Origin of the sequence: Streptomyces sp. NPDC012466 (genome assembly GCF_042955215.1) — a bacterium.
In the GTDB taxonomy this organism is placed as follows: domain Bacteria; phylum Actinomycetota; class Actinomycetes; order Streptomycetales; family Streptomycetaceae; genus Streptomyces.
On sequence record NZ_JBIBEQ010000004.1, the window covers coordinates 537,365 to 559,719 of the forward strand.

The window sequence follows — 22,355 nt, forward strand, 5'->3', positions numbered from 1 at the left end:
CAGCCCGCGCGTGTTCGAGCAGGCCGTGTTGGACGCCCTGCCAGGGTGAGGTGACGCGGCCTACGTCTCGGACCAGGTCCCTCCGCCGTGGCGGGGCCGCCGGCCGTCGTGGCTGCGGCCCCGCTCGGGTGTGTGGGTCAGGACGGGTCGCCGTACTGCAGGCCGCGTCCGTTGGTGCCGACGTAGACGCGGCCGTAGGTGTCGGGGTCGCCGGTGATGACGCCGACGCCGCCGATGGCGCCCCATTGGTGGGCGTTGTCGTTGACGCGGAGCCAGGTGGCGCCCTTGTCGGTGGAGCGGAAGACGCCGGTGACGTCGTTGACGGTGCCGATCAGGTACAGGGCCTGGTAGTTGGTGCCCGGCTTGGCCTTGCCGAAGCCGAGGGCGGAGGCGGACCGCACCGTTTTGAGCGTGGTGAAGGTGCGGCCGCCGTCGGTGGAGTGCAGCAGTCCCTTGGTGCTGCCGGAGATCCACAGGTCTCCGGTGATGCCGGGGACGGCCTTGAGCCGGCCGTCGGGCAGGTTGCCGGCGCGGGCGGTGAAGGTCGCGCCGCCGTCGGTGCTGGCGTAGAGCGTGCCGCCCGACAGCGAGTAGAAGGTCCTGGCCGAGGAGCGGTCGGCGACGACCACGGCGTCGGTGCCCAAACCGCTGACCCTCGACCAGCTCGCCCCCTTGTCGGTCGAGCGGTAGGGGGCCTGACCGGCCTGCGTCCAGACAATGGTGGAGCCGTCCGCCGCGAGCGCGACATGCCCGTCCTGGGCACTGGCCACCGGCTCCGCCTTGAAGCCGTTCCAGCTGAGGCCGCCGTCGGTGGAGTAGGCGCCGTCCTGCTTGCCACCACGGCCGACGCGGACCATCATCGAGGGCTTGGACTGGGCGAAGTCGATGTCGGTGCTGTTGGTCATCAGCGGGTTGTTCAGCCGCCCGGAAGGCACCTTGGTCAGGGAGTCATGGCGGAAGCCGCCCTGGTCGCCCATGGCGGTGATGACGGTGGCGCCGCCGGGCGGGGCGATCGCGTCCAGCAGCGCGGTCTCCTCCAGCCCTCGGGCGCCCATGCTCCAGTGGCTGGTGCCGCCGCTGTCGGAGGCGCCTGCGTCCTTGCTGCGCAGGATGCCGTTGCCGGTGCCGTAGAGCACGTGCCCGGAGTCGAAGGGATCGATGGCCAGGGCGGTCATCCAGTGCCCGGTGTGGGTGCCGACGTAAGGGGCGGCGGAGGCGCTGCGCACGGACTTGTCGGCCAGGGCCTTCCAGGTGGTGCCGCCGTCGGTGCTGCGGTAGATCTCGTCCTCGGGCCACCAGCGGCCGAGGGTGGTGACCATCACCGTGGAGGGCTTGCGCGGGTCGACGGCCAGACCGGAGAAGCCGTAGTCGCCCTTGGACGGGGTGACGTCCTTCCACGCCCCGCCGGCCGGCGTGTACTTCCACACCGAGCCCGCCGTCACGCCGTTGGGCCCGAGGTTGTTGGTGTACGTCAGGTACAGCGAGCCGTCACCGGAGAGCACGCCGTGCTGCGGCATCTGGCCGGTGGGCTGCCCGGAGACGGCCTGCCAGCTGCCGCCGCCGTCGGTGGAGCGGTACAGGGAGGTGGACTTGTCGGCGACACCGACGTAGATCGTCTTGCTTCCGGCCGGCCCGTACGTCACGAAGGAGATGCCCGCGCCGCTGCTCGCCCCGTCCTTGACGGGGAACGAGGACACCTGACTCCATGTCACGCCGTAGTCGGTGCTGCGCCACAGACCGTTCTTGCGGGTGCCCAGCAGCAGGGTGCGGTTGTTCGCGGGGTCGATCACGAGCCGTTCGCCCGCGCCGCGGCCGTCCTCGTTGCCGCCCAGCTTGAAGGGCAGATCGGTGCGCTTGAAGGTGCGGCCCCGGTCGGTGGAGCGCAGGATCGCGCCGTTGCCCGCCCACTCGTTGGTGTAGGTGCCCGCCCCGAGGTAGAGCCGCTTGGGGTCGACGGGGTCGGTGGCCACCGAGTCGATGCCCAGCAGGTTCCAGTCCTTCTCGCCGATCCAGTCGGTCAGCGGGATCCACTGCTCGGCCCCGGTGTCCCAGCGGTAGGCGCCGCCCATGTCGGTGCGCGCGTACAGCAAACCCTTCTCGCGCGGGTTGAACACCAGTCCGGTGACGTAACCACCGCCCACCACCTGGGCGTTCTTCCACACATACGGTCCGGCCGCGGCCGTGGTCTGCCCGCTGCCGGCCCCGGCCGCCCGGGTCTCGCCCACCTTCACCAGCTTCCACTGCTGGTTGGTGGTGCCCCGGCTCGGATACTGCACGACCGTCGCCCCCTGGGCCGAGGAGCCCCCGGAGACGTCCAGGACCAGGCCGCTCCTGCGGGAGGTGAAGGTGACGGCGTCGGAACCGCTCACCTCGTCGATCCGCCACTCCTGGGAGGCGGAGGAGCTGTCGGTCTGCTGCTCGGCAGCGGCCTTTTCGACAGTCGAACCGCCCGCTATGCCCAGCACTTTGCCGCTGTTGCGGTTCACCAGCTCGTAGTAGCCGTCCCCCGTGGGCTTCAGCCTCCACTGCTGGTTGGCGGAGTTCTGGTCGGTCCACTGCTGGATACGGGTGCCGTCGGCGGTGGAGAAGCTGTTGACATCCAGCACCTTGCCGCTGCGCACGGAGACCAGCCGGTAGTAGGCATCGCCGTCGACCGTAGCGGCCTGCGAGTCCTCCTGCGCGAACAGGAGATACGGCACGAGAACGGCGGGCACACCGAGCAGCAGACCGGTCGCGGTCCAGCCGCGGCGGTGACGCCCGCGGCGCCCGCCGTTCGTGGGGTTGTTCATGGGGAGGCGTTCTCCTTGCAAGCTGTTCAATAGGGGAAGACGGGATCCCAACCCGGAACTGGCCGGATCTGCTTCCTTGTCGTCACAGGTTCCGTACAGGTTGCCGCGAGCCGGAAACTTTTTTCAGATCACCTGCTGGCGCTGTTCCGGGAGTTGGCGTTGTGCTCCTCTCGCCCCTGATCCGGTGCCGGAACCGCGCCCGAGCGGCCCCGGATCAGTAACCCGTAGATCACCTTGTAGGCGACCTCTGGAAGGAACTGGCCGACCCAGGAGCCGGCTCCCACGCCGCAGTTGCCGTCGGACTCGCCCGGAGCCTTGATCCACAGAGCATCTCGACGCCTCCGCCCAGCTGGGGGTCTGTACGGTGATCGCGGTGTAACTCCCGTGCCAGAAACGATTGTTGACGACTGACGTGACGAGTGACACCGATACCGGGGGGCCGCTGTGGGTGTGACGAGCGCCGTGGATGACGGGCCGGTCGTCGAGCTGGTGGCCCGGGCCCAGGCCGGTGGGGTGAAGCTCACCCGGGAGGGCGGCCTGCTGCAGCAGCTGACCAGACGGGTACTGGAGTCCGCCCTGGAGGGCGAGCTCATCGATCACCTGGGGCACGAGCCCGGTGAGCGAGCCGAGGGCGGCCGGGAGAACTACCGCAACGGGCACCGCTCCAAGACGGTGATCACCGAGTCGCGGCCGGTCGAGATCGCTGTGCCGCGGGACCGGGCGGGGTGGACGAGATGGTCCTGTCGTTGTCGGCCAAGGAGCTGACGCATGACGAGATCTCCGCGCATCTCGCCGAGGTGTACGGCGCGGAGATCTCCAAGTCCCAAATTCTCACGATCACCGACAGCGTGATGGCCGGCATGACGGAATGGCAGAACCGTCCGCTGGACAGCGTCTACCCGGTAGTCTTCATCGACTGTGTGAACGTGACGGTAGGGATTGGGCAGGTCGCCAACCGTCCTGTCGCATGGCGGTGGCGGTCACTGCCGAGGGGCACCGGGACATCCTGGTCCTGCGGATCGGCGATCTGAAGCTGGAGCAGGCGAGGCAGTAGTCGCCGACCCGGCAGATGCTCGGGTCGGGGTGGAACCCGGGGAGCACGGGTTGGTGGCCAGGGCGGACTGGTTCCGGGCGGGCACCCTGGTCGCCCATCCGTCGGGTGGGCAGCAGGGACGACCTCAGGGAGCGTCCGGCTCCGTGCGGGTGATGCGCAGTAGCGCCGCGGAGGGCGCGGTGGGCAGGGTCACGGTGAGGCCGGCGGTGTCCGGGTTCCAGGCGGCAACGGCCTGACCTGCGGCGGGGTACAGGACCTCGGCACGGGCCGAGCCGCCCGCCTGTTCGGGCAGCCGGAGGGTGATGGTGGCCGGACCGCCCGGTCGGCGCCAGACAGTGAGGTAAGTGGTGGCGGGGGTGTGCAGGGCCAGGGCAATCCAGGGGTCGTCCCAGCCGGGAAGGCCGAGCGGCCAGGACGGCACGGCCCCCGGCAGATCGGCGCGTACGGCTTTGTACACGGTAACCGCCTCGTGGACCAGGGCTTGGGCCTCGGGCCCCAGTTCCGGCAGGTGGCCGGAGAGGTGGATGCGGCCGAGGAGGGCGCCGGCCATGGTGAAGGCGACCTCGTCGAGGGAGTCCTCCGGCTGTGGGTAGGCCCACACGGCGCCTTGCTCGGGGGTGACGGCGGTGGGTGCGGAGGCCGCGATGGGCGCGTAGAGCTGCAGGTTCTGTTGGTCGCTGGTGGACTGCAGTTGCAGCCGCGACAGCAGGGCGTGGTCCCATCGCATGCCGCCCGAGGCGCAGTTCTCCACCACCAGGTGCGGATGACGGTCCAGGATGCCGTCCAGCCAGTCGAGGTGCGCCCGGTTGTGGCCGAGCAGACCGGCGCCCGGGGTCTCGCCGGGGTGGGCGCTGGTGCCGGAGCCGGGGTCGATGTTGTGGTCGAGCTTGAGATAGCCGACGCCCCATTCGCCGACCAGGCGGTCCACGACCCGGTCCAGGTGGGCGCGGGCGACCGGGTGGCGCAGGTCCAGGTGGTGCCGGCCGGTCTCCGTGAGGCGGACGCCGTCGCGGCGGAAGAACGCCTCGTCGGGCAGGGACTTGGCCATGGGGCTGTCGACGCCGACGACTTCAGGCTCCAGCCACAGGCCGGGGACCATGCCGCGCTCCCGGATGCGGTCCAGCACCTCGTGGATCCCCTTCTCGCCGGGGAAGCGGGAGGCGGCCGGTTCCCAGGCGCCGACGGTGGTCCACCAGCCGCCGTTGTCACCGTCGTACCAGCCCGCGTCGATGACGAAGTACTCGGCGCCGGCCTCGGCCGCCGCGTCGATCAGCGGCAGCAGTTTGTCGGTGGTGGGGTCGCCCATCAGGCAGTTCATGTAGTCGTTGAAGATGACGGGCAGATGCCGGTGGTCGGCGTGCGGGCGGCGCTGGGCGCGGCGGTAGCGGGTCAGCGCGGCGAACGCGGCGTCGGGGCCGCCGTCGGCGCTGAAGGACAGGGCGGCGGGTACGGTGCGGAAAGCGGCGCCGGGTTCCAGGGGGTGGCGCCAGCCGTGGTGGGCGTCGGTGGGCCCGAACAGTGCAGCGTAGGCTGCCCGGTCGTGTTCTTGGCACTCCCAGCGCCAGCCCCCTCCGTTGTGCTCGATCTGCCACACCCAGGTGCGGCCGGTGTGCCGGTCCGTCAGGCCGCCCATGGGCAGGTGTCCGCAACTGGACCAGGTGCCCTGGCCGTTCAGGGCGAAGCCGGCCTTGCCGTGCCCGTATTTCACGCGTCCGCTGAGGCCGGGTGTGGTCCGGCGCATCGGCTGCCGCTGCCAGCGGCACTCGGCGAGCCAGTCGTTGTCCGCCCACAACAGGTCGGCGGCGCCGAGGGCCGCCGGGTCCTGCGGGGTGAGGCAGCCCACCGTGAGTGAGCTGACCGACTCCAGGTGCAGTGTGGTCTGCCCCTCGTTGCGCAGGACCACCTCGCTGCGCAGCACGGGGATGCCGTCCGGCGACCGGTAGGTCACCTCCGCCGCCAACCCTGTTTCCGGGTCGTGGAGATGCACGGTCAGCGTGTGCCAGTCGCCGTCGCGGGCCGCGTGGTGAGTCCGGTGGCGCAGCCGCCCGCCGAGAGCGGTCCCGATCAGACGGCTGGCCGACCAGTCACGGCCGTGACCCGCGGCCGTCACCTCAACCAGCGGCAGGGAAGCACCGGGGTCGCTGCCCGCTTCGTTGGGCAGTCCGAGATGCGTCAGGCGGGCGCTGCCGTCGTCGCCGAGGACGAACTCGAGATGCAGTGCCTCGTGACCCCAGCAGAAGTTCCGCTGTTCGTTCTCCATGATGTCCTTTCCAGGTCAGTAGCTGCACGGGACGCGCAGCCCCCGGGCGGCAGTTCGTGGGCTGTGGGGCCGGTGTCTCGGGTTCAGGCCGTACTCGCCGGCGCACTCGACGGGGTGGTGTGCGGCGCGGTGACGCACAAGGGCAGCGCGGCGTCAGAAGCCCACGGCGCCCCAGGAGTGAGCCGTATAGTCGCCCGGCCCGAATTCCCAGCCGGCCATGACGCTGCTGAGGTAGTGGTCGTTGGTGTAGAAGCCCCTTTTCAGGCCGTAGTTGAAGAACGGGGTGAAGCTGCCGGACCACAGCCGGACTTGCTCCTGTCCAGGAGGGTGAGAGTGTGGCCGGCATTGCTCCAGGTGTACTCGTAGATGTCCCAGGTGCGGGCGCCCAGGCGGACGCTCTCAGGTCCGGAGGGCGACAGCCAACCGAGTCGATGCGCTTCGACGTTTTGGTGAGACTACGGCCGTGCTGTCGGGGGTGACAATGGACCGGCAAGGTCAATTTCGATAACAGGCGCGGTCGGGCGGGAGGGCACGCACCGTCCTCCATGCGGCTCTATCCCCTGTGAGCTGGCCCTCTAGGCGTACTCTCAGAGAGGGACGCCGACGCCGGAAGAACGGCTCCCCGCGGCTGGGCGACTTGTGATTGACACGCGACTCAGCGTCATGTCAGCGTCGAAGCGCTTCGACTCCATGACAGTGCGCTTGACAGAAGCCGTACGCCGCCCGGTTCCGTAGTCGCCCACGCTTCCCACGCCTTCTCCGTCGACCTCGTGCAAGGGACTTCTCAGGTGAGTACCGCCGCCACATCCCCCGAGCCGCCCAGCACCGACCTGCCGTTCCGTGACCCCGGGCACTACCCCTCGCCCGGCGAGTCGACGACCTGATCTCCCGGCTGACGCTCGACGAGCGCATCGAGCTTCCGGGCCGTGCGCTACGACGCGGACCGTGTCGGTGACCCGTCCGGCCTCCTCGCCCCGCCCTACGACGACCTTGACCCCGCCTGGACCCGTGAGCTCCGGCGCCACCCTCACCACGTGGCCCGACTGCTGTACACGGACACACCCCAGGGCGCCGCCCGCGAACTGGGGCGCTGGCTGCGACGCGGCGTACTCTGCCGGGACGACCGGCCCGCCCTGTACGTCTACCAGCAACAGCGTGGCGCCCGGATCCTCCAACGCGGCCTGATCGGTGACCTGTTGCTGCCACGCCAGGCAGGACGGTTGCTGCCCCACGAAGCCGTCTCGGCCCGCGTGGTCCGGCAGCGCGCCGCCCACATGTCAGGGTTTGCGCGCCCAACTGGAGCCGCTGCTGCCGGCCCGCCGAGCCACGGAGTCGACGACTGTGCAGCTCGTGGACCATGTCACCCGCCGTATGCCGGTCACCGTCGTCTGGATCGGAGAGATCACCCACACCTTGTGGGCCTGCGACGACGCGAGGGAACTCGCGCTCTTCACCAGTGGTCTGTCCGTCGGGCAGGCTCTCATCGCCGACGGCCACCACCGCCATGCCGCCTGCCTCCAGCTGAGCGGAGACGCGGCTGGCCCGTGGGGGAGCAGCCTCGCCTTGCTGGTCGACACCGCGAAGTATCCACTGCGGCTCTCCGCCATCCACCGCGTGCTGCCAGCACTGGATCCGGACAAGGCGGCACTCGCCGCAGCCGAAGTGGCCCGGGTTCTGCCACTCCCCGGAGGGCCGCGTCCGCCCATGCCCGGCGAACTCATCCTGGCCGGTGGGGGACAGGCTTGGAGGATCACCGATCCTTGCCCAGGTCCAGGGCGGCAAACAGGTGCCGCACCCCGCCGTAGCGGTTGTGGGTCGTCCGGCGCCGGCGGCGGGGCTCCCGGTCGGGGTCCTTGTGCGTGCCGCCGAGTTCGGCCCACTGCCGCCCCGGGTGGGGCTGGAGGTTGAGTGGGCCGAACTCGTCCAGGCAGAACACCGCACCGGGTTCGCCGTCCTCGGGTATGACCTCGCCGTCGGCGATCGCGTAGAGGTGTTCGACGCGGGCTGCTCGCACCCTAACCAGCAGCATGATCGGCCGGGCAGGTCCTGGTGGTCCGCGCACCGCTGCCCTTGGCGAAGAATGTGACTTCGGTGCCGTGACAGACGACCAGGTCATGCCCGCTTGTGGTCGCCACCGCCGTGACGGGGTGAGGGAAGGGCATTTCCGGCCCGATCTGCCGACTGGTACTCAGGTCCCAGGCACGGACGGTGCGATCGTCTCCACCGGTGACGACGACTGGTCGGTTGGTGAGAGTGGTGATCGACACGGTTCGTATCGGCGCCGTGTGCCCGACCAGGTGTTGGCCGACAGGCTCACCGGTAGTCAGGTCCCAGACGCGGCCTGTCCCGTCCTCGCCGCCGATGGCGGCCAGGGGGCGGCCTTCGACTGTCGCCGTCGCCACCGCGTTGACCCAGCTCTCGTGGTACCCGAGTGGTAGCCGCTGCCAGGTTGTGAGGTCCACCGCCGATACACAGCCGTAGTCACCCTGTGTGATGACGGCGACGGGGCGGTCCTCGACGGTCGCCACGGCCAACGCCCTGACCCAGTGCTCATCCCGTCGGTAGGACCCGCGCGGCGGGAGTTCCTCGGACGGCTTCTTCGGCCACAGGTGTTCTTGACTTTCACCGGTGCCCAGCCGCAGTCCCGCCCACAGCATGGCGTCCATGCTCGCACCGTTCGGCGGCCCTTCGGACAGGCACCAGAACCGTACGGTGCCGTCGTCGTCGTCCGCGTCCAGATCCATTCGGTCGTTGCCGCCGGTGATGGCGTACACGCTGCCTTCGACGGTGGCGACGGCGACCGTGTTCACACGGCCGTGGCGGTGCTTTCCGAGGCTGCCGGGCGACCGGCCGGTCGTCAGGTCCCACAGGCGCACGTGGAGATCGCCCGTCACGACGGCCTGCCGGCCGTCGACTATGGCGGGGGCCAGTGCACCGCAAGCACCGGTCCATGCCTGGCCGACGGGCCGGCCGTCGGCCAGGTGCCATACCCGTACGGTCCCGTCACTGCCACTCGTCACGGCGACGGGGTTTTCGTCGAGGCTGGTGACTGCCACGGCGCTCAGGGCAGCGGTGTGACCGGCGCGGTGTGGATCGGTCAGGAGGTCCCAGATTCGGACCTTCTCCTTTTCGCCGCCGTGGCTGACGGCTACGGGGCGGCCGTCCACGCAGGCCGTGAGGACGCCGCTCACCGCGCCCGAATGTCCGGTGAGGGGTTGACCGAGGGGGCGGCCGTCCGCGATGTCCCACACCCGCACCGTGCCGTCATCACCGCCGGTGACGGCGACGGGCCGTTCCTTCAGCGAGGCCACCGCCACGGTCCGCACGCAACCGGTGTGCCCGGTGAGGGGTTGACCGAGGGGGCGGCCGTCCGCGATGTCCCACACCCGCACCGTGCCGTCATCACCGCCGGTGACGGCGACGAGCCGTTCCTTCAGCGAGGCCACCGCCACGGTCCGCACGCAACCGGTGTGCCCGGTGAGGGGTTGACCGAGGGGGCGGCCGTCCGCGACGTCCCACACCCGCACCGTGCCGTCATCACCGCCGGTGACGGCGACGAGCCGTTCCTTCAGCGAGGCCACCGCCACGGTCCGCACCCAACCGGTGTGCCCGGTGAGGGGTTGACCGAGGGGGCGGCCCTCCGCCACGTCCCACACCCGCACCGTCTTGTCGTAGCCACCGGTGACTGCCACGGAACGTCCGTCCAGCATGCCCACCGCGACCGAGGCGATGTGCGCCGTGAAGGCCGGCCCCAGCGGACGATCGGTTTCGGCATCCCACACGCGCACGGTCCCCTCGCGCGTGTGATGGACGACGACCAGGCGGGTCCCGAGGACCGTCAGCGTGAAAGGCCTGAAACCGTCGGAAGGCCTGCCCCGGTCCTCGTCCGTGATCAAGGACCACACCCACGAGGCGAAGCCGGCGGTGGCCGTGACCTGGCAGCCGTCCGGACACGTCAGGACGACCTCCCGCACGTCCCCACCGGGCGGCAGGGCCGCCCGAACAGGCGTCGCCGCAGGCCGCTCTGGGGCCGCTGCGCGCCGCGGGTGCTCCTCCGGGTGGATTCGCGACAAGAAGTTCTCCGGGTGCGCGCCGTTCGACCAGGACGGCCACCATGCTCCAGTCGGACCCTCCAGGTCGGCGAGGTTCACAGCACGCACCTCGGCGGCCAGTTCGGGGTGGTCGGCGCGGACGGCGTGCATTCCCAGCAGCCAGCGCCGGACACCCGCATCACCGCCGCTGTAGTGCAGGGACTCGCGGTACACCGCCGCCGCCTCCCGCGCCTGGCGGCCTGAGGCGACATCGAGCAACGGCACCACGAACGCCGGATCGGCGTGGACGAGGAACTCAGGATCAACGAGCATGGAGTCCACGGATCCATGGGCCAGCGCCTGCGCTGTCGCCGTCGCCAGCTCGGTACGCCGAGCCTGCGACCATCCCCCGGGCGGTACCCACGGCATACCGGACACGACATCGTTGTGGTCCACGACATACCCCCTGTCACAGGGGCGACCAGGACGGCACCCCTCTGCGCGGCGGACGATTCTACATATCGTGATCTCCAGGGTGACCCGGCTCCACCGGCGGCGGAAGGCGGGTGACTGCGGCCGTGGGGCGGGCGGGGCCGGCAGGTCTCCTCGTGCCGGCCGTCACCACGGTCGGACGCAAGGCCGAAAGGGCGTTGCCGTCCGGTGGAGCGGGGTGGGGGTGCCTATGGAGGGGTGTCACCCAGTGGTCAGGAGAGGCACACAACACCTGTGCCGCTGCGCTGCCGGCCGCGGCGGAGCTCGGGAGTCGCTGCTCGGCGTCCCGGGGCGTGACCGCAAACGACCGGCCTCCTCGCATGAGTTAAGCTGCTCGGCCGAGCCGACCGGAGCGTCCGCAGCCGGAGACGGTTGCGCGCTCATTTCAGTGAGCGGGGTGGGAAAATGCGCGATCTGACGGGCGGTGCGCTGTCCGACACCTGGGTTCCCCAGTGGATCCGATCGGAGCGGGGTGACGATCCGCTGCCCGTGATCACCGCTGTGGCGATCACGGTGCTCGACGGACACCCCGTCGCCGTCACGGCAGGTGCGGACACCGCGTGCGTGTGGGACCTGGCCGACGGCAGCCGTGTCGGTGAGATATCCGTCGGCGCGGGCGAGGACATCGCGATCGCCCCGCTCGCAGGACGTCCGGTGGTCGCCGTCCTCGGCCACCGTTCGGGCCGGGTGGCACTGTGGGACGTGGCACACGGAGACCATATGTCGGACCTGCCCGCCGAGGAGATCACCGCCGTGGCCGCGGTCACGATCGGTGCTTGTCCGGTGGTCGTCACCGGCCACGAGGACGGCATGGTGCACCTGTGGGACCTGACGACCCGTCGTCAGGTCGGTCGCCCACTCGCCGGTCACGAGACGTGCGTAGGTCACGTGACCACTGCGCTGGTTGACGGGCGCGCGGTCGCGATCACCGGCGGTCGTATGGACCTCGACTGCTTCTGGGACGGGGACGTGCGGGTCTGGGACCTGGGCGACGGCAAGCAACTCACGTCATTCCCCGCCGCAGGCAGCCCGGTCTCCGCGGCGGCGGTGACGGTAGTCGGCGGCCGTCCCGTCGTGACGACCGGCTTCTGGGACGGGCGGCTGGAGATGCGGGACATGATGACGGGACATGCTCTGAGGACGTGCCGGGCCGAAAGCCTGGGCTTCATGATCCACGGGTCCAGCGGCGTCCGCGCGCTGCAGGGCACGGTGCTGCGTGGTCGGCCCGTCGTACTGGCCGGCCACGATGACGGAACCGTGCGGATCTGGGACGTGCCGACCGGCGAACAGGTCGGAGCGACGCTTCGACTCCCCCTCGGTCAGGGCGCCTTCGCACAACGGCGGCCGGGCCGTTCCGTGAGGCTGGCCGTCGGTCCGGGGGACACCTTGGTCGCCTGCGCCGGCCGGGAAGTGGTCTCGCTGAACTACGGTGGCGCGGCTCCGGCAAAGGACAGTATCTGACTTATCGTCAGGAAGATCCCGCTGGAAGTGCTGCAAGCCCGCCGCGGGACACTGTCACGTTGCGGGCCGTCGACCAGGACGGCGACGTGCTGGACATCTTATACAGGACAACGACCCCGAGCAGGAGGAACAGCGACGCGTCCGGCGCCGGCGCAAGCTCCGGCTGAAGGCCGCCCCGCACGGCCGGTCGAGGGGTGGGCAGACCAGCAAGGTCCACCTCGCCGCCGATCGGAAGTGCCGCCCATTGGCATTGCTGCTGACCGCGGGACAGGCGGCGGACAGCCCGCGATGCACCCCCGCTCCTCAAGACGGTGCGGGTGCGCGGGCCTATCGGGCCGCCCTCGCACCCGGCCCGACGCGGTCAGCGGCGACAAGGCGTACCCGTCTCGCGGCAACCGCGCCTACCTGCGCAAACAACGCGCCGAGGCGGTCATTCCGAAGAAGAAGGACCAGGCCGCCAACCAGAAGAAGAAGGGCAGGAGGGGGCGGCAGGGCCGTCAGCCATGGCGTCGAGCTCTACAGGCAACGGAACACTGTCGTTCCGTGCAGCTCACATGGGCTGCGGCAGCCCAGCCGCGATGCCGGCAGACGCAGCTGATGCCGCCGAATGCCTGGCCGCCGACACCATGGCCTCCATCACTCGCGGGTCCACACCCATCTCAGGGTGCCACTGCACACCCAACGCGAAGCGCTCGCGGGGGAGTTCAAGGGCTTCGATGGTTCCGTCTTCCGCATATGCCGCTGCCACGACGCCATCGCCGAGGCGCTCCACCGCCTGATGATGGTGAGAGGCCACCACAATTGCCTCCGGTGACACTCCCGCGAATCGGGAACCGGGCACCGGCTTGATCACGTGTTGGGTGAAGAGCCCTGGCCGCCCGGTGTGGACATCGTGTCCGACGCTGTCCGGCAGGTGCTGGATCAGGGTGCCGCCCGCATGGACGTTCATCAGTTGCATGCCGCGACAGATCCCGAGCACGGGTATGCCACGCTCCAGCGCGGCGGTGAGCAGAGCATGCTCCCACCTGTCTCGGACAGGCACCGACACCTCGGTGAGCGGGTGCGGCTGTTCTCCGTACAGAGCCGGGTCGAGATCCTCGCCGCCCGTGAGGATGAGTCCGTCCACACGAGCGATGGCGGTGGCCGCTGCAGCCGGAGTGTCCGGGGGCAGCATGACGGCAACGGCGCCGACAGCTTGCAGACACCGCCCGTACGCGGCCGGCAGCAGTGCGGCGGGCAGGGCCCACTCGCCCCACCGGGCGTCGGCGAGGTATGTCGAGAGTCCGATCAGCGGTAGGTGCACTCTTCTTCCCTTCCGGGGCATACGGCGCCCCTCAACAAGCGTGGTGAATCCTCTCCGGCATCGGGAGCCGATGCGCCACTCCGCGCGGAGCCAGGCAGATTCAGGCGGCAGGCGCCAGACGGCAGGTGGCGCACGAGATCCGAGTAGGAGGGAGGAGCGGGCAGGGGACGTGCGGCTCCCGCCCCGCCGGCGGCAAAATACTGCAGCGATATCGAAGTAAGCACAAGTAATGACCTCTTCGCACCGGATAAGCCATGCTTACCGTGTGCAGACCGTGGATCCCCGCCTCCTCGCCACCTTGGAAGCCGTGGTGCGAACCGGCTCCTTCGCCGCGGCCGCCAGTGAGCTGGGCTACAGTTCTCCGGCGGTCTCACAGCAGATCGCCGAGCTCGAACGCCGGGTCGGCCTGCGTGTTCTGGAGCGCCGGCCGGTTCGCCCCACTCAGGCCGGCCACATCCTGCTCGATGCAGAACAGGGCGTTCGCACAGCTCTGGCCACCGCCGCATCGGAACTCCACGCCGTCCGCGCCGGCACGGCCGGGCAGATTCGGCTCGGGGCTTTCGCCTCCGCGGCCGGCAGCATCGTCCCCAAGGCTCTGGCGCAACTCCACGCCACGTATCCCGACGTCCAGGTCACCCTGTCCCAACTCGAGCCCGAAGCCAGCTACACCCGTGTCAGACGCGGTGACCTGCACCTTTCTGTGGTCTACGACTACGACTTCATCCCGCTTCCGCCGCCTCGCACGCTCCGCCGAACCCTCATGGCCCGCGAACCCGTCGTCGCCGTGCTGCCGAAAGATCATCCCTTGGCAGCTTCTGACACCATCGAGCTGGCAAGCCTGGCCTCTGAGGCATGGATCGCAGCCCCCGAAGCGGCCTTGCGCCTGGAACTGCTTTCACAGATGGCCAAAACGACAGGGTTCTCAGCCCGGCTGCGGTACGAGGGTGACGACTTCAACACAGTGCTCGGCTTCGTAGCCGCCGGCCTCTGCGTCGCGGTACTGCCGCGTCTGGCCCTACCCCGCGGACTCACCGACGTCGTCGCCAGACCGCTCACCAAGCCGACACTCACGCGTTTTCTCTACACGGTGCGCCTCGAGACGCGTCACACGCCGCACGCCATAGTGGCTCTCGAGCAGATACTCGCCGGAGAAGCCGACTACCTCCGCGGACGGGGAGCCCCCGCCCTCTAGGCAGGGGCTCGGTCGAACCCGCGCCTGCCGTCGGCCCCGGGTGGAGATGGCCGGTGACGAACGGTCGGTTTCGTCCAACTGTTTTGGTCGAAAACATCCGCTGGAGCAGAACGCCTGGTGAGGGCACAGTAGTCGCGGGCCGATCGCCGTGGCACGGGCGAGGACGGCATCCCGCTGTCAGCCGACCGCCCGAGAACCGTGCCGGACTGCGCATACGCCCGCCCACTCACGACCGAGACGAGAGGTGGCGCTCCGACACAGTCGCAGCCGGCTGCTCCCAGTGCCTCCCAAACGTTGCCCGGCTGCCCTTCCGCAGACCGGGGGACCTCTGCAATTCCGCAAGGGCCACTGACAGGTTCGCAGTATCTTTCACGATGGATTCCTGTTTATGACATCACTCTCTGAGCGCGCCGAAATTTTGCGTTCCCTGCACGTCCCGGGCAAGCCCGCGTTCCTAATGGTGTCGACCGAGGGTATCCGCGCACATCCGATATCACGGCTGGAGCGAGCTGGCCTGGTCGGGGGCGGCGTCGTCCGATGGGGGACTGAATCCGCGTATGCAGCGATGCTGGAACGAAGACCCGTCATGCTCCTGCTCAACGCACCGACCGAGGACACCGACTTGATGACGCGGCTTGTCAGAGCCGCGTCCCTGGTAGCCCCCGTGGCCGTCCTGCGGGACCAGAAAGATGACGTGGTGGCAGCGTTCGGCGCCGGGGCCTGCGACGTCCTGGACGCTCAGGCCCCGATCGCCGAGCTGACCTGGCGCATCCATGCCAACCTGAGGCGGCGTTCCCCCCTACCACCCCCTACCGGCTGCCCCGGAGCAACCGCGAGCCAGCGACTGCTGTTCCATGTGCTTGCCACGGCGCCAACCGTTGTGTGCTGTCACCAGTTGAGGCTGCTGCTCGGTGCACCTGGGCTTCCCATGACCCTCCGGGCTCTCAGAGCACGAATCCGACGGCTGTTGCCCGCCTTCCAGGCGCAAGGCCTTGAACTCGTCGTGGACCAGCAGTGGGGACTGGCGACCTACCGGACACGCGCGGCGGGGAGTACCGCCGGCGGCGAATCTCCCAGTGGTGCCACGGCTCTCGGCCGCCCGCAGAACGCAGCGTATTCCCCCGAAGAAGCAGGCACCCACCCCTCGGCTGTCACGAGAGGGCGGCTGCCGCCCGCCGCAGGAGCCGGGTTCGTTGTGGCCCACGGAGAGCCCGGGAACTGAATGGTTTCACGGATGCCGAGCGGGCACCGGATCGCACAATTCCCATAAGAGATGATCACCGGGTTCATGGCGTTGTGTGACGTTCTGCGCCGTGGACGGTCACGGAATGCAAGGGGTCCGGTTCCGGCCGCGAGGCCCGGTCTCCGGCCACGACGATTGACTCCGTCTTGAGGACTTTTGTGTCAGACATAGACGAACTGCTTGCGAAGCCGGAACTGCTGATTTCCTCGGAACCGGCTCAGGTACTGGAACTGCTAAACGACAGACGGGATCCGCGAGCACTTTTCGTGGCCGCGGTGTACCGGGCGTCGGTGGGCGTCCACGAGCGGATGAGCCTCCCCCAGCGCCGCCAGGTCTTGTCGATGGATGCGGCACGGCTCGGCGACCGCGCTCTTGCGGCGCGCTTGGCGACCGCGCGGCTTCCCGACGTCGCTCCTGCCGCGTGGATCGTGAACTGGGCCAGTGGTTCACTGACGGATTACCGGCACCTGCGTTGTCTGACCGGACACGGCGGCCCGGTGATAGCCGTGGCGACGGCGGCCGTCCACGGCAAGCCCGTCGCAGTCACGGGTAGCCGTGACAAGACGCTCCGCGTGTGGGACCTGACGACGGGCGAGCAGATGTTTGAGTCCGGAACGCGCCACACCGACCCGATTTCCTCGCAGAGGGCAGAGGTCGTGGATGTGGTCTCGGCGACATGCGACGGGCGGCCGGCAGTCATCACCAGGGACGCCGGGGGATCGGTGCTGGTGTGGGATCTCGAAACCGGGCAGAACGTGGGCGAGTTCATGCGGGTACTGGACGGCCCACCCCAGGTTCTGGTGACCATGTCCGCAGACCGAACCGTCTACGTGTGGAGTCTGTCCACGGGTCGTCTGATGCACGCGTTGCCGTCCATGGCCCACCTGGCAACGCTCAGCGGTCGGCGCGTCCTTGTGACTGCGGAACCTGACGGCGTGACGCATGTGTGGGACCTGGTCGACGGCCGGCGGATCGGAGCATGTCTTCCGGTGACCAAGGCTGTGATGATCGACGGCCGTCCCGTGGCACAGGTGGCACAGGTGGCACAGAACGATCGGTCCATGTTCCTGTGGGACCTGGCGACCGGCCGCCCGGTTGGTGATCCTCAAGCCCATCTCATGCTGGCGCAGGCAGATGACGACACGCTGGACATCACCACCGTGACGGTGGTGGACGGGCGCGTCATCACGGTCACGCTCGCTTCTCACGAGACGCATCTTCTGGGCGATCATCCGAGCAGCACTCCGGCGCTGGGAACCGACACCGCGCTGCTGGAGGGCAGGCATGTCGCTGTCACCCTCGAGGCGGAGCGGTCGCTCCGCATGTGGGACCTCACGGCCGGTCCCCTGTACCGGGAGGGGATGCGCGTGTTGGCGACGGTCGAGCCGACCGGCCGACCGGTCGTCCCCGCCGACAGTGACGTCCGCCTGTGGGACCTGGTCACGGACCGCACGATCGGCCACCCCCACGCGGGCCGCCTGCCCGGGGTCAGTCCCGGCACTCCTGCGGCGCGCGCCGTGCTGGACGGCCGAGAGGTCGTCCTCACCGTGGAGAAGGACCACACCGTCCAGGTGAGGGACAGCGAAACCGGACGGTGCCTGGACCAGGTACTCACGGGGCACACCGACCGTGTTCTGTCCCTCGCCGCAGTAGCGGCAGAGGGGCGAAACCTCGCCGTCACGACGGCTCTGGACGGAACGGTGAGGCTGTGGGACCTGGACTCTCGGCAGCAGGAGGGCCCGCCGCTGACGGGACACATCGGCCAGGTGTGGGACGTGGCGACCACTGTCGTCGGCGGCCGCCCTGTCGCTGTGACGGCCGGTGCGGACCACAGCGTACATACCTGGGACCTCGGGCATGCCGGTGTTTCAGCCGCCCACCCGCGTGCAGGGCACACCAGGACGATCACGGCAGTGGGGACCGCCGTCCTTCGCGGACAGCCCGTCGCCATCACCGCGGGCGCAGACGCCACCGTGCGGATCTGGGACCTGGCGACCGGTCGGGAAGCCGCCGATCCCCTGACTGGTTCGGTTGGCAAGGTGTGCGCCCTGACGAGTGCGGTAGTCAGCGGTCGCACCGTGGTGATCACCGCCGGGCCGGACACGCGGATCCACATGCATGACCTGGCCACGGGCCGATTGATCGGGGAGCCGATTCTGAGCGGTCATGCCAGGGTCACGGCCATGACCTGTGCCGAAGTGAACCGCCGGACCGTCCTCGTCACGTCAGGCACCGACCCGGCTCCCCGTCTGTGGGACCTCGCCACCGCAGAACCCGTGGGCACAGCCCTGACGGGGCACTCCAGCAGGGTCACCGCCGTCAGCACGACCCAGTTGGACGGGCGCCCCGTCGCCGTCACCGCCGGCTGGGACAACACCGTCCGGCTGTGGGACCTGAGCACGAGTCGGCAGATCGGCGATCCCCTGACCGGACACACCGACTGGGTGACCTCGGTATCCGCCGTCCAGACGAAGGAGGGCCCCGTCGCGGTCAGCCGCAGCCGGGACGGGACTCTGCGCCTGTGGGACCTGACGACCGGACAGCAGACAGCCTCCACGACCTTGGACACCGCCACCGGCTGCCAGACGGTCTCAGCGACCGTGCGGGACGGACGACCGCTCGCGGTCACCGCTGAAGCGGACCGGATACGGATGTGGAATCCGGCGTCCGGGCGGCGGATCGAGACCGTATACGTCCTTCCGCAGCCGGCCTGCGCACTGACGACCGCTCCAGGCGGGCAGCTCCTGGTCGCGTTCGGAACGGACATCGCGAGCTTGCGCCGGACCGAGCGATGACGCCGGACATGGCACATTTCCCTGCTCGGCCTGGCCGCGCTGATGCCACTCCTGACACCTCACCCTCGCCGCCGGGGCGAAAGCCCGCGAAAGATCGCCGAGCCTATCAGGGAAGAAAGTGAGTGCATTGACGAACGACCCGCCGCCGTACTTTTCCATGGAAGAGCTCATGGGCATGATGAACGAGCCGCACCGCTCGATTTGCCGACGTGTCATCGACGATCACCGCGAGCTACTGCAGCAAGTACCCGGCTCCTCCCACAATCATCAGGCGTGGCGGGGCGGCTACTGGGACCACATCGTCGAAGTCATGAATCTGTGGGTACTGCTGTACCGCGCTTTCGAGGCCACCGGTCGGCTGGCCGAGCTCGCACCCGAGGAGCGGTTCACTCTCGCCGATGGTCTGCCGGTGCTGTTCCTGCACGACATCGAGAAGCCGTGGCGCCGCCTGTGGGAGGACGGCAAGCCGGCACTCGACGCGGAGGGTCATGCCCGTCCCGGACCCGCCGGCGCATCCGCCCGCAAGGCGTTCGCGGAGCACAAACTGGCGGAGTACGGCGTCGTCTTCTCGCCTCAGCAGCAGAATGCCTGGCAGTACGTCGAAGGTCTGCGCGACAGCGAGTACTCGCCCAACGACCGTGTCATGCTCCCGCTCGCGGCGCTGTGTCACACCTGCGACCTGCTGAGCGCCCGTGCGTTCTACGACTTCCCCCGGCCCGGCGACACCACTTGGGGCTCCGGCCGAGCGGCCGTCGGCTGACCACATACTGTCGCGAGAGCCGCTCGAGCAGCCGCACCGGCCTGCCGTGTCGATGCCGCACGCGGAGTGCAGGGAACGAGCGGCCCCGGGGCACTGTCGGCGGCATTACCGGCGGCACTACGGCGCTTGTCGTGGAGGTCTGCGATGTGCCGGGGCCCGGCCGGCCCGACGAACGCGAACCGGATCAGATCACAGCAAGGCAAAAGTGTGCCCGAATTCCTGGCCGACGAAGCCGATGCGAGGTATCCACAGAGGGTGCACTGGTAGGAAACGCTCTCATGGAAAAGAATAATGCGATGGCTGACGACGATGACATGAACGGCTTTTATTCGGCTATGAATACTGACCTTCCTGCTGGTTATGAGATATCCACTGACATCGCGCGCCTCGATCTCCCGCTTATCCATCAGTGGCTGTCACAAGATGCCTACTGGGCGGTCGGCCGGCCCAGGGAGAAGCAGGATATAGCCATTTCCTGTTCCCTCAACTTCGGTCTGTACAACAGCGCCTCGGGTGCTCAACTGGGCTATGCCCGAGTGGTTACCGACCGGGCCACCTTCGCATGGCTCTGTGATGTTTACATTGCCCCGGAGGCTCGTGGTAAGGGTCTCGGAACCGCTTTGGCCGCTGCGGTTCGGGATCACCTTTCTCCATACGGGCTGAGGCGTATTCTGCTGGCCACGGCAGACGCACACACCGTCTATGCGAAGGTGGGATTCGCATCGCTGAAGAAGCCGGAGAAATGGATGACTTACGGGGAGCAGTGAGCACCCCGGACCTTGCCGGACCGCTCCTCAATGAGTCTGTCCGGGCTCCGCCGAGGGGATCTCCGGGGGAGGGGCGAGGGCAGTGCCGGACGTCGCCCCTCCCCGGTGCGGAGGACATCCCGGCCGACGAGAGCAAGGGCCGACGGGGACTGGGTGAGCATTCGGTTTTCTCGACGATGAACGATCGGAAAATTTTGCTGGTAAATGGATGAGCCGCTCGGCACAGTAGCCCCGGTTGACCACCGCCCCGAACGAACCATGTTCGATCGGTCGGCGTGACTCCGGGTCCCCCCTCCGCGGATGGGGCCCGTGGGTCCGGACCCCGCCGCCAACAACGTCCAGCGTCCTGGAGGACTGTCGTTATGAAACCTGTCAGTCAGCCAGACAGGTCCTTGCCCGGGCACCGTCTGATGCCGACGCGGCGGACCTCACGTCGTCATCGGCGGATTCGGAAGTTCCCGCGCCCAGCCTGAAGGCGGGGCGAGCCGGCGCCATCCGGGGGCCATAGCCGAGCGATCGCAGCGGACCGGACGAGACCGGTCGATGACATGCCCCCACCCCCTCGACTGAGTCGAGGCCACCTGACCCGACTTCCGCGCGGACCGAAACGAGCGGACCGTGCCGAATCACATGGAAAGTGAGAGACAGGCCAGTGAGTGAGCAGCCTCTCTTGAAGCCCGCAGCGCCGCCCGTGTCGGCCCGGCGCAGCATCGACGCCGGAGACGCGGGCTACAACAAGTCCCTCAAGTCCCGGCACGTCAACATGATCGCCATCGGCGGCGCCATCGGCACCGGCCTCTTCCTCGGCGCCGGCGGCCGCCTCGCCGAGGCCGGCCCCTCTCTGTTCGTCGCGTACGCGGTGTGTGGGGTGTTCGCCTTCCTGGTCGTGCGGGCGCTCGGCGAACTCGTCCTGTACCGGCCGTCCTCCGGCGCCTTCGTGTCGTACGCCCGGGAGTTCCTCGGAGAGAAGGGCGCGTACACGGCGGGCTGGATGTACTTCCTGAACTGGGCCACCACCGGTATCGCCGACATCACCGCCGTGGCCACGTACACCCACTACTGGGGCATGTTCTCCGACATCCCGCAGTGGGTGATCGCCCTGATAGCCCTGGCGGTCGTCCTCGCGGTCAATCTGATCTCGGTGCGGCTCTTCGGCGAACTGGAGTTCTGGTTCGCGATCATCAAGGTCGGCGCGCTCGTGGTCTTCATGTGCATCGGCATCTTCCTTCTGGTCACCGAGCACCCCGTCGGCGGCCGCAACCCCGGCCTGGCTCTGATCACAGACCACGGCGGTGTGTTCCCCAACGGCCTGCTGCCCATGCTGCTGATCATCCAGGGTGTCGTCTTCGCCTACGCAGCGGTGGAGCTGGTCGGCGTCACGGCCGGTGAGACGGAGAGCCCCGAGGAGATCATGCCGAAGGCGATCAATTCGATCATGTGGCGTGTGGGCCTGTTCTACGTCGGTTCGGTCATCCTGCTGTCGATGCTGCTGCCGTGGAACGAATACACCGCCGGTGAGAGCCCGTTCGTGACCGTGCTGTCGAACATCGGTGTCCCGGCGGCGGGCGGGGTGATGAACCTGGTCGTCCTCACCGCCGCGATGTCCTCGCTCAACTCCGGCCTGTACTCCACCGGCCGCATTCTGCGCTCCATGGCGATGTCCGGTTCCGCCCCCAGGTTCACGGGCGTGATGAGCCGCACCCAGGTCCCCTACGGCGGCATCCTGCTCACCACTGGCATCTGTGTGCTCGGCGTCGGACTCAACTTCGTCGTGCCGGCCGAGGCCTTCGAGATCGTGCTGAACTTCGCCGCGATCGGCATCCTCGCCACCTGGGGGATGATCATGCTCTGCCACCTGCTGTTCTGGCGAAAGACCCAGAAGGGCGAGCTGACCCGCCCCGGCTACCGGCTGCCCGGCTCCCCGTGGACCGAGATCGTCACGCTCGGCTTCCTCGCCTCCGTCCTGGTCCTGATGTACGCCGACGGCGGTCCCGGCCGCACCACCGTGATGTGCCTGCCGCTGATCGTCGGAGCACTCGTCGCCGGGTGGTTCGGCGTACGTGGCCGGGTGAGAGGTATCCGCAGGGCCGCCGAGGACGCCGAGGTGACGTCCTGACCCCGACTGACACGCCAGGTCCGGCTCACCGGGATCCGGTAGTCCGCGAGATCACTGCCTGCTGCGGATCATGCTCTCTGAACAGCCGCGGG

Annotated in this window: 10 protein-coding genes and 6 pseudogenes; 10 read left to right on the plus strand and 6 right to left on the minus strand. The window is 68.8% G+C overall.

Annotated elements, in window-relative coordinates; translation table 11 throughout:
• Nucleotides 1-137: 137 nt before the first annotated feature.
• Complete coding sequence (locus ACFY9E_RS18370) at nucleotides 138-2,789, minus strand: RICIN domain-containing protein (RefSeq protein ID WP_390984837.1); 2,652 nt, start codon at nucleotides 2,787-2,789, stop codon at nucleotides 138-140.
• A 221-nt stretch (nucleotides 2,790-3,010) separates the two neighbouring features.
• Nucleotides 3,011-3,150 (minus strand): annotated as a pseudogene (locus tag ACFY9E_RS18375) (endoglucanase); the annotation flags it as partial.
• An 83-nt stretch (nucleotides 3,151-3,233) separates the two neighbouring features.
• On the opposite strand from ACFY9E_RS18375, the pseudogene ACFY9E_RS18380 reads away from it, so the two are divergent.
• A pseudogene (locus ACFY9E_RS18380) lies at nucleotides 3,234-3,816 on the plus strand (transposase); the annotation flags it as partial.
• A gap of 151 nt (nucleotides 3,817-3,967) precedes the next feature.
• Here ACFY9E_RS18380 and ACFY9E_RS18385 read toward each other — a convergent pair.
• Nucleotides 3,968-6,103 (minus strand): alpha-galactosidase, encoded by a 2,136-nt coding sequence (locus ACFY9E_RS18385; RefSeq protein ID WP_390984839.1) that lies wholly within the window; start codon nucleotides 6,101-6,103, stop codon nucleotides 3,968-3,970.
• A 926-nt stretch (nucleotides 6,104-7,029) separates the two neighbouring features.
• On the opposite strand from ACFY9E_RS18385, the pseudogene ACFY9E_RS18390 reads away from it, so the two are divergent.
• A pseudogene (locus tag ACFY9E_RS18390) lies at nucleotides 7,030-7,323 on the plus strand (DUF1015 family protein); the annotation flags it as partial.
• A gap of 121 nt (nucleotides 7,324-7,444) precedes the next feature.
• Nucleotides 7,445-7,774: pseudogene (locus ACFY9E_RS18395) on the plus strand (DUF1015 family protein); the annotation flags it as partial.
• Nucleotides 7,775-7,856: 82 nt separating this feature from the next.
• Here ACFY9E_RS18395 and ACFY9E_RS18400 read toward each other — a convergent pair.
• Nucleotides 7,857-8,117, minus strand: a pseudogene (locus ACFY9E_RS18400) (IS630 family transposase); the annotation flags it as partial.
• Between the two features lies 1 nt (nucleotide 8,118).
• Nucleotides 8,119-10,467, minus strand: coding sequence for a WD40 repeat domain-containing protein (locus tag ACFY9E_RS18405; RefSeq protein ID WP_390984841.1), 2,349 nt, complete (start codon nucleotides 10,465-10,467; stop codon nucleotides 8,119-8,121).
• 564 nt (nucleotides 10,468-11,031) lie between these two features.
• Between ACFY9E_RS18405 and ACFY9E_RS18410 the strand changes: the two genes are divergently transcribed.
• Together ACFY9E_RS18410 and ACFY9E_RS18415 are read left to right on the plus strand one after the other, a co-directional pair.
• On the plus strand, nucleotides 11,032-12,087 hold the full coding sequence (locus ACFY9E_RS18410; RefSeq protein ID WP_390984843.1) for a WD40 repeat domain-containing protein: 1,056 nt from the start codon (nucleotides 11,032-11,034) through the stop codon (nucleotides 12,085-12,087).
• Nucleotides 12,088-12,208: 121 nt separating this feature from the next.
• Nucleotides 12,209-12,625, plus strand: a pseudogene (locus tag ACFY9E_RS18415) (transposase); the annotation flags it as partial.
• Between the two features lie 12 nt (nucleotides 12,626-12,637).
• Here the strand turns inward: ACFY9E_RS18415 and ACFY9E_RS18420 are convergent.
• Nucleotides 12,638-13,411: a gamma-glutamyl-gamma-aminobutyrate hydrolase family protein gene (locus ACFY9E_RS18420; RefSeq protein WP_390984844.1), complete on the minus strand. Its 774-nt coding sequence runs from the start codon at nucleotides 13,409-13,411 to the stop codon at nucleotides 12,638-12,640.
• 244 nt (nucleotides 13,412-13,655) lie between these two features.
• On the opposite strand from ACFY9E_RS18420, the gene ACFY9E_RS18425 reads away from it, so the two are divergent.
• The 5 genes from ACFY9E_RS18425 (at nucleotide 13,656) to ACFY9E_RS18445 (ending at nucleotide 22,263) form a co-directional block, all read left to right on the plus strand.
• Nucleotides 13,656-14,582 carry a LysR substrate-binding domain-containing protein gene (locus ACFY9E_RS18425; RefSeq protein WP_390984846.1) on the plus strand — a complete coding sequence of 309 codons (927 nt, stop codon included), beginning with the start codon at nucleotides 13,656-13,658 and terminating at the stop codon, nucleotides 14,580-14,582.
• A gap of 1,389 nt (nucleotides 14,583-15,971) precedes the next feature.
• Entirely contained in the window at nucleotides 15,972-18,620 is a 2,649-nt protein-coding gene (locus ACFY9E_RS18430) for a WD40 repeat domain-containing protein (protein ID WP_390984847.1), read from the plus strand.
• 127 nt (nucleotides 18,621-18,747) lie between these two features.
• Nucleotides 18,748-19,380, plus strand: coding sequence for a hypothetical protein (locus ACFY9E_RS18435; RefSeq protein WP_390984850.1), 633 nt, complete (start codon nucleotides 18,748-18,750; stop codon nucleotides 19,378-19,380).
• Nucleotides 19,381-19,715: 335 nt separating this feature from the next.
• Nucleotides 19,716-20,147, plus strand: a complete 432-nt coding sequence (locus tag ACFY9E_RS18440; RefSeq protein WP_390985125.1) for a GNAT family N-acetyltransferase — start codon at nucleotides 19,716-19,718, stop codon at nucleotides 20,145-20,147.
• A gap of 670 nt (nucleotides 20,148-20,817) precedes the next feature.
• Nucleotides 20,818-22,263, plus strand: coding sequence for an amino acid permease (locus ACFY9E_RS18445; RefSeq protein WP_390984853.1), 1,446 nt, complete (start codon nucleotides 20,818-20,820; stop codon nucleotides 22,261-22,263).
• Nucleotides 22,264-22,355: the final 92 nt, after the last annotated feature.